Source organism: Streptomyces sp. NPDC034049 (assembly GCF_055575575.1).
On sequence record NZ_JBVISJ010000001.1, the window covers coordinates 410,086 to 424,143 of the forward strand.

The 14,058-nt window shown below is 73.0% G+C and carries 14 protein-coding genes; 6 read left to right on the forward strand and 8 right to left on the reverse strand.

The genetic code is table 11. The features are described 5' to 3' along the window. Positions 1-45 precede the first annotated feature (45 nt). On the forward strand, positions 46-1,527 hold the full coding sequence (locus tag ACZ52C_RS01825) for a multidrug effflux MFS transporter (protein WP_469072918.1): 1,482 nt from the start codon (positions 46-48) through the stop codon (positions 1,525-1,527). Then, positions 1,455-2,657 (forward strand): serine hydrolase domain-containing protein, encoded by a 1,203-nt coding sequence (locus ACZ52C_RS01830; RefSeq protein ID WP_469072919.1) that lies wholly within the window; start codon positions 1,455-1,457, stop codon positions 2,655-2,657. Before ACZ52C_RS01825 ends, ACZ52C_RS01830 begins: the two co-directional genes overlap by 73 nt. A 53-nt stretch (positions 2,658-2,710) precedes the next feature. Here ACZ52C_RS01830 and ACZ52C_RS01835 read toward each other — a convergent pair whose 3' ends face one another. Continuing rightward, positions 2,711-3,652: an aminoglycoside phosphotransferase family protein gene (locus ACZ52C_RS01835; RefSeq protein WP_469072920.1), complete on the reverse strand. Its 942-nt coding sequence runs from the start codon at positions 3,650-3,652 to the stop codon at positions 2,711-2,713. Positions 3,653-3,733: 81 nt separating this feature from the next. Between ACZ52C_RS01835 and ACZ52C_RS01840 the strand changes: the two genes are divergently transcribed. Further along, a complete protein-coding gene (locus tag ACZ52C_RS01840; protein WP_469072921.1) occupies positions 3,734-4,750 on the forward strand; it encodes a small ribosomal subunit Rsm22 family protein in 1,017 nt (338 codons plus the stop codon). A gap of 188 nt (positions 4,751-4,938) precedes the next feature. Continuing rightward, positions 4,939-5,472 carry a GNAT family N-acetyltransferase gene (locus tag ACZ52C_RS01845; protein ID WP_469072922.1) on the forward strand — a complete coding sequence of 178 codons (534 nt, stop codon included), beginning with the start codon at positions 4,939-4,941 and terminating at the stop codon, positions 5,470-5,472. Positions 5,473-5,584: 112 nt separating this feature from the next. On the opposite strand, the gene ACZ52C_RS01850 is transcribed toward ACZ52C_RS01845, so the two are convergent. Continuing rightward, the gene (locus ACZ52C_RS01850; RefSeq protein ID WP_469072923.1) at positions 5,585-5,824 is read right to left on the reverse strand and encodes a DUF6243 family protein; all 240 of its coding nucleotides are present in this window, start codon (positions 5,822-5,824) and stop codon (positions 5,585-5,587) included. Positions 5,825-5,922: 98 nt separating this feature from the next. Here ACZ52C_RS01850 and ACZ52C_RS01855 point away from each other — a divergent pair, with 98 nt between their 5' ends. Both ACZ52C_RS01855 and ACZ52C_RS01860 read left to right on the forward strand, forming a co-directional pair. Further along, positions 5,923-6,558: a TetR/AcrR family transcriptional regulator gene (locus ACZ52C_RS01855; RefSeq protein ID WP_469072924.1), complete on the forward strand. Its 636-nt coding sequence runs from the start codon at positions 5,923-5,925 to the stop codon at positions 6,556-6,558. 221 nt (positions 6,559-6,779) lie between these two features. After that, complete coding sequence (locus ACZ52C_RS01860) at positions 6,780-7,532, forward strand: bifunctional DNA primase/polymerase (RefSeq protein ID WP_469072925.1); 753 nt, start codon at positions 6,780-6,782, stop codon at positions 7,530-7,532. Positions 7,533-7,564: 32 nt separating this feature from the next. Here ACZ52C_RS01860 and ACZ52C_RS01865 read toward each other — a convergent pair whose 3' ends face one another. The 6 genes from ACZ52C_RS01865 to ACZ52C_RS01890 all read right to left on the reverse strand — a co-directional run bounded on the left by ACZ52C_RS01865 (position 7,565) and on the right by ACZ52C_RS01890 (position 14,023). Further along, the gene (locus ACZ52C_RS01865) at positions 7,565-8,641 is read right to left on the reverse strand and encodes an SCO2278 family lipoprotein (RefSeq protein ID WP_469072926.1); all 1,077 of its coding nucleotides are present in this window, start codon (positions 8,639-8,641) and stop codon (positions 7,565-7,567) included. Beyond that, positions 8,598-9,473: an iron uptake transporter permease EfeU gene (gene efeU, locus ACZ52C_RS01870; RefSeq protein ID WP_045562820.1), complete on the reverse strand. Its 876-nt coding sequence runs from the start codon at positions 9,471-9,473 to the stop codon at positions 8,598-8,600. Before efeU ends, ACZ52C_RS01865 begins: the two co-directional genes overlap by 44 nt. 3 nt (positions 9,474-9,476) lie before the next feature. Continuing rightward, a complete protein-coding gene (efeB, locus tag ACZ52C_RS01875; protein ID WP_469072927.1) occupies positions 9,477-10,739 on the reverse strand; it encodes an iron uptake transporter deferrochelatase/peroxidase subunit in 1,263 nt (420 codons plus the stop codon). A 24-nt stretch (positions 10,740-10,763) separates the two neighbouring features. Further along, a complete protein-coding gene (gene efeO / locus ACZ52C_RS01880; protein WP_469072928.1) occupies positions 10,764-11,915 on the reverse strand; it encodes an iron uptake system protein EfeO in 1,152 nt (383 codons plus the stop codon). A gap of 195 nt (positions 11,916-12,110) precedes the next feature. Beyond that, on the reverse strand, positions 12,111-13,010 hold the full coding sequence (locus ACZ52C_RS01885; RefSeq protein ID WP_469072929.1) for a heme ABC transporter ATP-binding protein: 900 nt from the start codon (positions 13,008-13,010) through the stop codon (positions 12,111-12,113). Then, positions 13,007-14,023 carry a FecCD family ABC transporter permease gene (locus ACZ52C_RS01890; RefSeq protein ID WP_469073409.1) on the reverse strand — a complete coding sequence of 339 codons (1,017 nt, stop codon included), beginning with the start codon at positions 14,021-14,023 and terminating at the stop codon, positions 13,007-13,009. The genes ACZ52C_RS01885 and ACZ52C_RS01890 overlap by 4 nt, the downstream gene beginning before the upstream one ends. Between the last annotated feature and the right edge of the window lie 35 nt (positions 14,024-14,058).

Genomic DNA, 14,058 nt, shown 5'->3' on the forward strand with positions numbered 1-14,058 from the left:
GAGCTGAGAGCATAGGTGGCGGAAACGACGAAGAGGGAGGGGCGCATGCCCGAGGGGCACATACCCGGCTCGGCACCGGCCGAGTCGAACACGGGGGCACAGGCGGCCGGGCACACGGGGCCGGGCCGGCCCGGGACGCCGGGGCGGGGCGCTTCTCCCGCCCAGGCCGTCTCCCCAGCACAGGCCGCTTCCTCCACGCAGGGCGCTCCCTCCGGACAGGCCGGTTCTCCGGCAGCGGCGGGTTCCCCCGGGAAGCCGCAGCCGCGGCCGGGCCAGATCGCCCTTCGCCGCACCGGGCTCCTCGTCACCCTCATCCTCGGCGGGCTCACCGCCACGCCGCCGCTCGCGATGGACATGTACCTCCCGGCCCTGCCGGAGGTCACCACCTCCCTCCACGCCCCCGCCACGACGGTCCAGCTCACCCTCACCGCCTGCCTCGCCGGCATGGCGCTCGGCCAGCTGCTGATCGGCCCGATGAGCGACCGCTGGGGCCGCAGGCGCCCCCTCCTCCTCGGCCTCGCCGTCTACATCGTCGCCACGGCCCTCTGCGCCCTCGCCCCCACCATCGAGACCCTCATCGCCTTCCGCCTGGTGCAGGGCCTCGCCGGTTCGGCCGGGATCGTCATCGCGCGGGCGGTGGTCCGCGACCTGTACGACGGCGACGCGATGGCCCGGTTCTTCTCGACGCTGATGCTGGTCTCCGGAGTGGCCCCGATCGTCGCGCCGCTGATCGGCGGCCAGATCCTCCGTGTCACCGACTGGCGGGGCGTCTTCGTCGTCCTCATCGCCATCGGCCTCGCCCTGCTCGCGGTCGTCTGGGCGAGGCTCCCCGAGACGCTCGCCCCCGCCGAACGCCACGGCGGCGGCATCGGCGAGACGCTGCACGCCATGCGCGGCCTGCTCGCCGACCGGGTCTTCATGGGCTACACGCTCGCCGGCGGCTTCGCCTTCGCCGCCCTCTTCGCCTACATCAGCGCCTCCCCGTTCGTGATCCAGGAGATCTACGGCGCCTCCCCGCAGACCTTCAGCCTGCTCTTCGGCGTCAACTCCGTCGGCCTCGTCATCGTCGGCCAGATCAACGGCAAGATCCTGGTCGGCCGGGTCAGCCTGGACAAGGTGTTCACCGTCGGCCTCACCGTCGTCGCCGTCTCCGCGACCGCGCTGCTGCTGATGTCCCTGGGCGTCTTCGGCGAGGTCGGCCTCGCCCCGGTGTCGGCCGCCCTGTTCGTACTGATGTCCGCGATGGGCGTCACCCTGCCCAACACCCAGGCGCTCGCCCTGATGCGGGTACGCCACGCGGCGGGTTCCGCGTCGGCCCTGCTGGGTACCTCGTCCTTCCTGATCGGCGCGATAGCGTCCCCCCTGGTCGGCGTCGCGGGAGAGGACACGGCCGTCCCCATGGCCGTCGTCCAGCTGTCCGCGACACTGGTGGCCGCGGTCTGCTTCGTGGCACTGTGCCGTCCTTGGAACAGGCGTACGGCAGTGGGTACTTCGACGGGTACGACGGTGGAGGGAGCGGAGAGCTGAGCGCGCCGAGACTGCGCACGGACACCCCGGAACGGGCCGGACTCGACCCCGAGGAACTGCGCCGTCTCGGACGAGAGGTGCACGCGCTGACGGAAGGCGACCGCCCCCTGGCCCCCGCCGCCGTGGTCCTCGCCGGCCGCGGCCCCGTCGTCGCCGTCGAGGAGGCCGCGGGCTGGGCCGTCCGCTACGAGGCCTACGACGAGCGCGCCGACACCGGAGTGGAGCTGCCGCCCGCCGCCCGGATCCCGGCGCGGCCGGACACCCCCTTCGACCTGGCCTCCCTCACCAAGCTCTTCACCGCCGTGGCCGCCGTCCAGCAACTGGAGCGCGGCACCCTCGGCATCGACGCGAAGGTGGCGGCGTACCTCCCCGACTTCACGGGCGCCGCCGCGCACGGCCTCACCGTCCGCCACCTCCTCACCCACACCTCCGGGCTGCGCCCCGAACTCCCGCTGTACGACTGCCCCTCGTCGGCCGCCCGGCTGGCGATGCTCCGCGCGGAGGCCCCGACGGCGCCCCCGGGCACGGCCCACGTCTACTCCGACCTGAACCTCCTGCTCCTCCAGCACGTCCTGGAACGCCTCACCGGCCGGACCCTCGACGTGCTGATCCGCGACGGCATCACCCACCCCCTGGGCATGGTGTCGACCACCTTCGGCCCCTGCCCGGCGGCCGCGGCGACCGAGGACCAGCGCCGGCCCTGGGCGAAGGCGGACCGGGGCATGGTCCGCGGTGTGGTCCACGACGAGAACGCCTGGTCCCTCGGCGGTGTCACCGGCCACGCGGGTCTCTTCTCCACCGCCCGCGACCTGGCCGTCTTCTGCCGCACCCTGCTGGCGGGCGGCTCCTACGGCCCGGCCCGCATACTCGGCCCCGACTTCGTCGAGCTGATGCTGACCCCGCCGGGCCTCGGCTTCGCCCTCGACCAGCCCTGGTTCATGGGCGAGCTGGCGGGCCGGGGAGCGGCCGGCCACACCGGCTTCACGGGCACGTCCCTGGTCCTGGACCGGGCGACGGACACCTTCCTCGTCCTCCTCACCAACGCCGTCCACCCCCGCCGCCGCGACCCGGTCAACAGGGCCCGGGCGGCGGCGGGGACCCGGCTGGCGCGGGCGGTACGGGGGAGGTGACCGGCCGAAGCCCTGAAGCCGGGTGCGCGGCCGGTGGCTGCTCGTGTCGTGGTTCAGCGAAGGTGGGCCGGGGCGGTCAGCCACTCCGCCAGGTGGTCCACGAACGCGATGAGCCATTCCAGGCGGGGGCCGCCGCGCGCCACCCGGAACCCGTGGCGCCGGGCGTGAAACGCGGCGCGGACGGCCTCCACCTGCGCCCATCGCCGCAGCCGTTCCCCGTCGACCTCCGCGGTCTCGGCGAAGACGTCCAGCACCCGGCGGACGGCCGCGCCGAGGTCGTCCGCCGCGAGGAGGCTCGGCGCCCGTGACTTCAGCAGCGTGCCGCCGTCGTAGGCCGGGTCCCCCGCCAGCCCCTTGGGGTCGACGGCCAGCCACGGCTCACGTTCGGCCCGCAGGATGTTCCGGGCGTGGAGATCGCCGTGCACGACGGTGTCCGGCTGATCGGGCCCCAGCTCACGGAGGGTGGCCAGCGCGGCGTCGACCGTGCGGCGGGGCAGCGCGTGCGCCAGCTCCCCGGCGTCCGCGCGCAGTTCCTCCGCCCAGGCGCCGGTCCGCTCCCGCAGCCGGGGCAGCCCGGCCGGCGCGGGCACGGCCAGCCGCCGGCTCAGCCGCCCGGCGACGGTCACGATCTCGTCCTCGTCGCCGAGGTCCGCCAGCGTCGACGGCCGGACCCGTTCCAGCAGCATCGCGAACCGCTCGTCGTCGCGCCGGTACAGCCGTACGGCCCCGCACCCGCCCCAGGCCTCGAAGGCGTCCGGCTCATGGACGTTCCCCGGGTGCGGGAACGACACCTTCAGGACGGCGTCGGGCTCTCCCCGCCGCGCCACGGGGACGATCACCCCGACACCGCCGTGCACGACGTCCCCGTCCGGCACACACCCCCACCGCTCCAGCAACTCGCCCACGACGCGCGGCAGTTCGGCGAGCCATGCCGCCCCCGGCTCGCCCTCCCGCTCGACCGTGCTCCGTACGAACGCATCGGGTACCTCGATCATCCCGGCACCCTACGCTCCGCCCCGGCCCGGGGACCGGCGCCGAGGCGGCCGGCACGCTCACGCCCCTCGTAGAATCGCCCCGTGAACGCCCCCGCCTCCGCCTCCTCCTCAGCCGACGCCCTCCGCGCCGCCCTCGCCGGTCTGCTCGACGGGCTGCCGCCGAAGTCGGCCACCCAGGCGGTCGAGCGGCTTATCACGAACTACCGGGGGCGGACACCGACGGACGCGCCCGTGCTGCGGGACCGGTCGGACGTCGTCGCGTACGCGGCCTACCGGATGCCGGCGACGTTCGAGGCGGTGTGCTCGGCGCTGGAGGCGTTCGCGGCGGCGGTGCCCGGGTGGGCGCCCGGCGGCCATGTGGACATCGGCGGGGGCACGGGCGCGGCGACCTGGGCGGTGAACGCGACCTGGGAGGGCGCGCGGCCGGTCACGGTGCTCGACTGGGCGGAACCGGCGCTCGCGCTCGGCCGGGAGATCGCCGCCGCCCACCCGGAACTGAAGGCCGCCGAGTGGCAGCGCTCCCGCATCGGCTCGGCGCTCACCATCGACAGCACCGACCTCGTCACCGTCTCCTACGTGCTGGGCGAGCTGACCGCGGCCGACCGCACGGCCGTCGTCGAGGCGGCCGCGAGCGCCGCGCAGGCCGTCGTGATCATCGAGCCCGGCACACCCGACGGCTACGCCCGGGTCATCGAGGCCCGCGACCGCCTGATCGCCGCCGGCTTCCACGTCGCCGCCCCCTGCCCGCACAGCGCCGCCTGCCCGATCGTCCCCGGCGAGGACTGGTGCCACTTCTCGGCCCGGGTCAGCCGCTCCTCCCTGCACCGCCAGGTCAAGGGCGGCTCCCTGTCGTACGAGGACGAGAAGTTCAGCTATGTCGCCGCCACCCGCTTCCCCCCGGCCCCGGCCTCCTCCCGCATCGTCCGCAGGCCCCAGATCCGCAAGGGCCAGGTCCTCCTCGACCTCTGCGCACCCGAGCCGGCCCTCACCCGGACCACGGTCACCAAGCGCCACGGCCCGCTGTACCGGGCCGCGCGCGACGCGGATTGGGGCGACAGCTGGCCGCCGCCGCCCGGGGACGACGACCGGACGTCCTGACCTCTCCGACCTCGACCGCGGCCCGGCGCGCGGTCCCCGGCGCGGCCCGGTGCGCGGTCCCCGGCGCGGCCCGGCGCGCGGTCCCCGGCGCGGCCCGGCGCGCGGTCCCCGGCGCGGCCCGGCGCGCGGTCCGGTCCGACGAAAAAGAAGTTGCGCAGCCCCCACGGTCTGCGGCTATCTCATCGATCATGTCCACCACCCCGCACCTGGCCGAGATCACCCCCGCCAACCTCGCCGCCGCGCTCGGCGTCCGCGTCCGCCCCGATCAGGAACACCTCGTCGAGCCGGTCGCGCAGTCGCTGGCCGAGGCGTACGTCCACCCCGGGGTCGCCTGGCCCCGGCTCATCATGGACGGCGAGCGCGCGGTCGGGTTCCTGATGGCCTTCCTCGACATCGACTGGAAGGGCGACGGCTCGGGCACCGACATCCGTTCCGGGCTCTGGCGGCTCAACATCGCCGCCGACGAGCAGGGGAGGGGGTTCGGCCGCTTCGCCGTCGCGTCCGTGGCCGCCGAGATCCGCCGCCGGGGCGGCGACCGCCTCTTCGTCACCTGGCACCCCGGCCCCGACGGCCCGGAGAACTTCTACCTCGGCCTCGGCTTCCGCACGACGGGCGAGACCAGCGGCGGCCAGACGGTCGGCGTACTGGAGCCGATCGGAGCGGAGTCGACCCAGCCGGAGCCGACCGAAGCGGCGTCGACCGGCCCGGGGCCGACCGGATGACGTCCCGCCTCGGTTCCGTGGCGAATTACGCCTGACCAGCCCGGAGGGGCTCACCCTCCGGGTGGTCCGGTTCTGCCGACCCGGGGACCGCTGAGGCAGCGGCCCCCTCGCTTCACGACGCCCCGTCGGCCGTACGGTCCTCCGCCGCACCCCCTCGCGACGTACGGCCCTCCCCCGCGCGTCCCTCCTGTCGTTTCTCCTGGAGCTTGCGCAGCAGCTCCCGCTTCTGGGCCTGGGGGTCGAGGCCGCCGCCGACGCGGCCGCTCCCGTGGGCGCCGCGCAGGGCCTGGCGGCCGAGGTTCCGGCGGGCGCCGCCCACTCCCAGCATGTTTCCTGCTCCACCTCGGGTCATGACGGTCTCCCTTCGCGTGACGAGACGATTCGTCTCGTTGTTCGTGACTCCACCATGAGGCGAGACGTACCGTCTTGTCAACCTGATAAATTCGGGGCATGGCCAAGAAGACCGCCCCCGATTCCGCCCGGCGCAGCGAGAAGTCGCGTCGCGCCATCTACGACGCCGCCCTCGCCCTCATCGGCGAGGTCGGGTACCAGAAGACGACGATCGAGGGCATCGCCGCCCGCGCCGGCGTCGGCAAGCAGACGATCTACCGGTGGTGGTCCTCGAAGGCGGAGGTGCTGCTGGAGGCGTTCATCGATCTGAGCGCCCAGGCGGCGGACGCCGCGGCCCGGCCCGAGGTGATCGGGGAGCGGGCCGCGTACGAGATCCCGGACACCGGGGACCTGGAGGCCGACCTCAAGGCAGTCCTGCGCGCGACCGTCGACGAACTCCTCGACCCCAAGTTCGAGGTCCCCTCCCGCGCCCTGGCCGCCGAGGGGGTGATCAACCGCGAGCTGGGCGTCGAGTTCGTCGGCAAACTGCTCGAACCCCAGCTCCAGTTGTACGTGAAGCGGCTGCGCGCGGCCCAGGAACAGGGCGCCGTACGCCCCGACGTCGACCCGCGCATCGCCCTGGAACTCTTCGTCTCCCCGCTCGCCCAGCGCTGGCTGCAGTACACGGGCCCCCTCTCGTACGAGTACACGGACGCCCTGGTCGAGTACGCCCTGTACGGCCTCGCACCCCGCTGACCGGGCCGGCCCGCCCGAGTGTGACCAAGGCGACCCGGTGTCGATCAAGCGGGGCCGGGGTGCGGGCGGTAAATCCCCTCAAAACACGGGATAGCCCACCATTCCTGTCCGCGCTCCGGCATCGCCCCACCTACCCCGGATGTGGGCTCCGGCCACCCGCCGCGCAGGATGGTGGGACCATGGGGACATGCTGTCCGCACCACAGCGAGGCGAGGCGATAGATGAGCGCGACGTTCGGCGGCCGGAGCGGTCGGCAGGGCAGGTTCTCCGAGTGGCTGCGTGCCCGTCGTCCAGGCCGCCCGCTCGATCCGGCCGCCGACGACACCGGGCGTGAGGAGCTGCTGCTCGCCTCGGCCGCCGCCGGACTCCCGCTCGCGCCCGCCGCGTACCCCTCGGGCTACCGGTGTTCGTGCGACCGCGTCGGCTGTCCCACCCCCGCCCGGCACCCGGTGTCGTTCGCCTGGCAGACGCAGTCCACCACCGACCGCGGCCAGATCGAGCGCTGGGCCCGGCACCAGCCGCAGGCCAACTTCATCACCGCGACCGGCATGGTCCACGACGTGCTGGACGTCCCGCTCGCCGCCGGACGCGAGGCCCTGGAGCGGCTGCTGGCCGCCGGGATCGAGGTCGGCCCCGTCGCGGAGTCCGAGTCGGAGTCCGGCGAGGGACGGCTCCTCTTCTTCACCCTCACCCGGGGCACCCCCGAGGACGAGGACGAGTGGTGGCCCTGCGAGCTGGACTGTCACCCCGAGACCATGGACGAGCACCCCGGACTGCGCTGGCACTGCCGGGGGTCCTACGTCCTCGTTCCGCCGGCCCGGCTCCCCGGTGACCTCGGCGTCCACTGGGTGCGCGGCCCCGAGCACCCGCTGCCGGACCCGCTGACCCTGCTGGAGATCCTCACCGACGCCTGCTCGCGCCATGTGGGGGAGCAGCCGGACCACGCGAACGCTGCCTGGCCCTCCCGGGGCTGACGCTCCCGAGCGACCGCCCGGCGGGTCAGTCCCTACTCGCCCTTGGCGCCCGTCAGCCCGCCCACCTGGCTCACGACCCGCACCTGCTGGTCGGACCGCGTCTTCGCCGGGTCGAGGACGGCCTGGTTGTTCACGAACTCCAGGGTCAGCGACTGCTTCGGCTCACCTGTCATCAGGGCGCGCACGGCCGCGTCGTTGACGGGGATGCTCACCCCCTGCGCGGCGGTCTGCTTCTGGTAGTGGCGGGTGGTGAAGAAGACCAGCGCCCCGCCGTCCGTGGTGCGCAGACCGACCGGCGCGTAGTCGCCGTTGGTGAGGGCCTCGTCGATGTACTGCCGCGCCAGGCCCGGCTTCTCCGCGTTCCGCTGGCGCCGCGCACGCTCCTCGGAGGTGTACGGGCCGTCCGCGAAGAGCGCGCTGTCCTCCCTCAGGTACGTCACGTACCGGTCGGGCAACTGCGCGGGCTCCACGGAGAGTTCGGTGTCGTCGGGCCGCACCGCCTGGGCGTGACCGTCCGCGTCCTTCTTGAACTCGGGCATGTCGGCGGCGGGCACGATGGTGAGGAAGGAGACCTCCCACAGATCCGTCAGCCCGTCCCGGGTGAACACGAACAGCCAACGGTCCGTCTTGTTGCCCTTGTTGGCGGTGGCGTCGGCGACGAACCAGCGCGGCCAGCCCGCCTTCTCCGGGATCGTGTACGTGATGTCGGCCAGCTCGAGCGGCACATGGTTCGGGTTGCCGCCCGGGTTGATCTTCGCGCCCGAGCGGAGCTTGCCGCCGTCGATGTCCGCGAGTGCGCCGGTGACCCGGGCGGCGTCCTGGGACTGGTCGTTGGCCTTGTCCGCCTTGTTGTACGCGGTGGTGAAGTCCTGCAGCGCGCGTTCGGCCTCCGCCCGGGTCGCCGTGGGGAGGACCTCCAGATCGCCCCGGACCACCACGCACCCGCTCGCCGTCAACGACAGCGCGGTCACCGCCGTGGTCACCAGCGCGGCACGGCCGTACGCGCGCAGCCCGCCCCGGCGAAGCATCCCGAGGAACCTCCCGCCCGTACGAACCGGACGAACCTCACGAAGCCTCAGTGGGCTCCGAATCCCGCGCACCCTGCTCATCAGGAATCTTCACCTTCCCCTTCCCGGAGGCGAACCCTACCGGGGCGAGGAACAGCGCGAGCGTCGGGATCAGATAGAGGAGCCAGACCGTGACTTGCAGGTCCGTGGGGTCGGGCTGGAAGTTGAACACACCCTTCAGGAGCGTGCCGTACCAGCTGTCCGGCGGGATCGTCCCGGAGATGTCGAACGCCTTGTCCGTCAGACCGGGCACGAAGTCGGCCTCCTGGAGGTCGTGGAAGCCGTACGCGAGGACACCGGCCGCGACCACCACCAGCATGCCGCCGGTCCAGGTGAAGAACTTCGCGAGGTTGATGCGCAGCGCGCCCCGGTAGAACAGCCAGCCGAGCACCACCGCCGTCGCCAGGCCCAGCAGGACGCCGATCAGCGGGCCCTCGGTGCCGTCGCTCGACGCCCGCACCGAGGTCCACACGAACAGCGAGGTCTCCAGGCCCTCCCGGCCCACCGCCAGGAACGCGGTCGCCACCAGCGCGCCCGTGCCCATCCGCAGAGCCGCGTCCAGCTTGCCGTGCAGGTCGGCCCTGAGATGCCGGGCGGTGCGCCGCATCCAGAAGACCATCCAGGTCACCAGGCCCACCGCGATGATCGACAGGGAGCCGCCGAGCGCCTCCTGCGCCTGGAACGTCAGCTCCTGGGAGCCGAATTCGAGGACGCAGCCGAAGGCGAGGGCCAGCCCGACGGCGACCCCGATACCGATCCAGATGGGCTTCAGCGCGTCCCGGCGGTCCGTCTTCACCAGATAGGCGATGAGGATGCAGACGACGAGACTGGCCTCCAGGCCCTCCCGCAGACCGATCAGATAGTTCGCGAACACGGCCTAGGCCTCCTTGGAGAACAGCGCCCGGCCCCACCAGTCGTCCGCGTCCCGGACGCCCGGCGGCACCGCGAAGATCGCCGAACCCACGTGCTGGATGTACTCGTTGAGCGCGTCCGTGGCCAGATTGCGCTGCACCGGGATGAACCCCCGGCGCACATCACGCTGGTACGCGAGGAAGAACAGGCCCGCGTCCAGCCGGCCGAGGCCGTCCGTGCCGTCGGTGAAGGAGTAGCCGCGCCGCAGCAGCGTCGCCCCGCCGTTGGAGTCGGGGTGCGCGAGCCGGACGTGGGCGTCGGGCAGCATCGCCTTCAGGAACGGCTCGTCCCGCTCCTTCGCCTTGCCGACCGGCGCGCCCTCGCCCTTGTCGCGGCCGAAGATGTCCTCCTGCTCCCGCAGCGAGGTGCGGTCCCAGGGCTCGATGTGCATCCGGATGCGGCGGGCGACCAGGTACGAACCGCCGGTCATCCAGGCGGAGTCCGCGTCGACGTCCTTCTCGCCCACCCACACGAACTTCTTCAGCCGGTCCGTCTCGGTGCCCGCGATGTTGCGGGTGCCGTCCTTGAACCCCATGAGGTTGCGCGGGGTCTGCGCCTCGGGCGTCGTCGAGGAGGTCTTGCCGAACCCGAGCTGCGACCAGCGCACCGACACCTTGCCGAAGCCGATGCGGGCGAGGTTGCGGACGGCGTGCACCGCCACCTGCGGATCGTCCGCGCAGGCCTGGACGCACAGGTCCCCGCCGCTGCGGGCCCCATCGAGGTTGTCGCCGGCGAACTGCGGCAGGTCCACGAGGGCCTCCGGGCGCCGCCCCGCGAGATCGAACTTCTCGAACAGCGACGGCCCGAACCCGATCGTCAGCGTCAGCCGGGACGGCTTCAGCCCCAGCGCCTCGCCGGTGTCGTCCGGCGGGGCCTCCGGCAGGCCGCCGTACGCGCCGTCGCCGACCGCCTTCCCGGCCGTCATCCGGCGCGCGGCGGCCGTCCAGTCCTTGAGCATCGCCACGAACTCGTCGCGGTCGTCCGTCTCCACGTCGAACGCGGCGAAGTGCAGCCGGTCCTGCACGGGCGTGGCGATCCCGGCCTGGTGCGCGCCGTGGAAGGCGACGGCCGCCCCGGCCGTGGGGGCCGCGTCGTCGCCGGTGCGCGCCACGGCGACCGCGCCGCCGGCCGCGGCGGCACCGAGCGCGAGCCCGGCACCGCCCCAGCCGATCAGCGCGCGCCGACTGGGCGCCTGGGCGTTGCTGTCCGCTTCCGTCGCTTCCGTCATCAGTCGACTCCCGTACCGAACCGGTTACTTGACGACCGCTGCGGCGAGCTGCGACAGCGGCTCGGCGAGCGCGTTGACCGCGTCCGACAGCTCCTTGCGCTCGGCCTTGCCGACCTTGTCGTAGGAGACGAAGTCGTATCCGGTCTTGTCCGCCCGGTACTTGTCGAGGAGCGTGTTCAACGCCGCGAACTGCTTGTCGAGTTCCTTCGTCAGCTCCGGGTCGTTCTCGGCGGCGACGGACTTCAGCAGCTCGTACGACTCCTCGGCGCCCTCGACGTTGGCCTTGAAGTCGACAAGGTCGGTGTGCGAGTAGCGCTCCTCCTCGCCGGTGACCTTGCCGGTGGCGACCTCGTCGAGGAGCTCCTTGGCGCCGTTGGCCATGGAGGTCGGGGTGATCTCCGCCTTGCCGACCCGCTCGCGCCAGTCCTCCAGGTCGGTCACCAGCTGGTCGGCCAGCTCGGAGTCGCGGTCGGTGAGCTTGCCGTCCTGCCACAGCGAGCGCTCCAGACGGTGCCAGCCCGTCCAGTCCTTCTCCGGGTCCTGGCCCTCCTCCAGACCGTCCTCGCGCACATCCACCTTCGGGTCGATGTCACCGAAGGACTCGGCGACCGGCTCGGTGCGCTCCCAGCCGATGCGGGAGGGCGCGTACGCCTTCTTCGCGGCCTCGACGTCCCCGGCCTTCACGGCCTCGGCGAACACCTTCACCAGCGGAATGGTCTCGTCGGCCTGCGCCTGCGCGTACTTGCGGTACGAGGCGACCGCCTTGTCGAGCCGCGGGTCGCGCTCGGCGATCTTCCCGCTTCCGGTGGCCGTCACGGCCTGCCGTATGCCGTCGCCCTTCATGCCGGGCTTGCAGGCGATCTGGTACTCGCCCTCCTTCACCTCGGCGGTGACCTTCTGCTTGGTGCCGGGGCCGATGTTCTCGCGCTCCGTCACCACCCGGTCGTCCGGGAACAGGACGTAGACCTCGGTGACCTTGGAGCCCTTGTTCTCGATGGCCAGCTCGACGTGACCCGCCGGGAACTCCTTCTTCGAGACCTCGCACGAGGTGTCGGTCGCGGTCACCGCGATGACCCCGTCCGCGCCCGCGCTGCTCTTCTCGGTGCAGCCGGTGACGGCGGTCAGGGCCGCCACGGTCGTGGCGGCGGTGACGACGGAGAGTCTGAGGGGGCGCATTTCGGCTCCAAGGAAGGACACAGGGGACACACAGAGAAGGTGAGGCCGCCACAAGTTATCTGAGGCTTACCTCACCAAACGCCGTACCCCCAGTGAATCCCGCTCCTCGGAGCCGTACGAGCACAGTCCGATCACGGTGGCTCAAAACAGCCCTCATCATCCGGTCAAGAGCGGGTCAAGAGAGCCATTCCGCGGTCAAGAACCCCGTTTCGGTGTGATCAGGACATCACCCGTCCGCGGATGCGGGAACACCTCCACCGGCTGCCGGTACACCTCCGACAGCAGCCCCGCCTCGAAGACCCCGGCCGGCGGTCCGTCCGCCGCGATCCGCCCGTCGCGCAGCACGGCCACCCGGTCCGCGTACGCCGCCGCGAGCCCGAGATCGTGCAGGACGACGACCACCGCGTCCCCGGCCCGCGCCCGCTCCCGGCACACCCGCAGCACCAGCTCCTGATGCCTGAGGTCCAGCGCGGCCGTCGGCTCGTCCAGCATCAGCAGCGGCGCCCGCTGCGCGAGCACCCGCGCCAGCGCCACCCGGGCGCGCTCGCCGCCGCTCAGCGCGGAGAAGGGCCGCGCCGCGAACCCGGTGACCTCGGTCAGCGCCATCGCCTCCGCCACGGCCACGTCGTCGGAGTCCTCCCGGCCGCCCCCGTCCGGCTGCCGCGCCCAGGGCGCCCGCCCCATCCGTACGACCTCCTCCACGGTGAAGGGGAACGACAGCGTCGCGGCCTGCGGCAACACGGCCCGCCGCAGCGCCAGTTCGGGCGCCGACCAGTCACCCACCGGGCGCCCGTGCACCCGTACGACCCCGCCGGTCACCGGCAGGTCGGCCGCCAGCGCGCCCAGCAGCGTCGACTTGCCCGCGCCGTTGGGCCCGACCAGCGCGAGCACCTCACCCGCGCGGGCCGCGACCGACACCCCGTGCAGGACCTCGCGCGCACCGAGGCGGACGGTGACGCCGTCGGCCTCGGCGAGGACGTCACCGGGGCCCGACGGAGGCGGGGGAGCGGGAGCCCCCGAACGCAGTCGCCCCAGGAGCAGCGCACGCAGCGACCCTGTGCCCGACGCGGACCCCGTGCCCGATGTGACCCTCATGCCCAGCCTCCCTGCTTGCGACGGGTCCTGCGGAGCAGCCAGAAGAAGAACGGGCTGCCGATCAGCGCGGTGAGGACACCCAGCGGCAGCTCGGCCGGCTCGACGATCGTGCGGGCCGCGAGGTCCGCCGCCAGCAGCACGACCGCCCCGGCGAGCGCGCTGCCCGGGATCAGGAACCGGTGCCCCGGCCCGGCCGCCATCCGCAGCAGATGCGGGACCACGAGCCCCACGAACCCGATGACGCCCGACACGCTCACGGCGGCGGCGGTCAGCAGCGCGACGACCAGGATCAGCACGACCCGCAGCCGCTCCACGTCCACCCCGAGATGCCGTGCCGGCCGCTCACCCAGCGCGAGCAGGTCCAACTGGCGCGCGTAGAACGGCGCCACGGCCAGCCCGATCACCGCGCACGGCAGCACGGCCAGCACCTTCGGCCACGTCGACTGCGCGAGCGAGCCCAGCTGCCAGAACGTGATCTGGTTGATGGCCGCCGTGTCCTCCGCGAGGAAGATGAACAGCCCGATCGTGGCGCCCGCGAAGGCGTTCACCGCGATACCGGTCAGGATCAGCGTCACGACCTCGGTCCGGCCGCCCGACCGCGACATCGCGTACACCACGAACACGGTGATCAGCCCGGCGACGAACGCGAGGACCGACACCGTCCAGGTGCCGAGGAACGTGATCCCGAACGCGATCGCCGCGACCGCGCCCACCGCCGCGCCCAGCGAGACCCCGATGACACTCGGCTCCGCCAGCGGGTTGCCGAAGACGCCCTGCATCAGCGCCCCCGCGCACCCGAGCGACGCGCCGATCAGCAGCGCCAGCACGATCCTCGGGAACCGCACGTTCCACAGCACCGACTCGGGAACGCGCGCCAGCTCCGCCCCGCCGAGCCCGAGCCGGTGGGCGACCGAGGAGACCACGTCACCGGTGGGGATCGGATAGGCCCCGAGCCCGCCCGCGACCGGGATCAGAACGAACAGCGCGACGACGAGGCCGGCGGTGAGGAGCAGCGGGGCACGCCGGCGCCCGGCACCGGAAGTCTGCG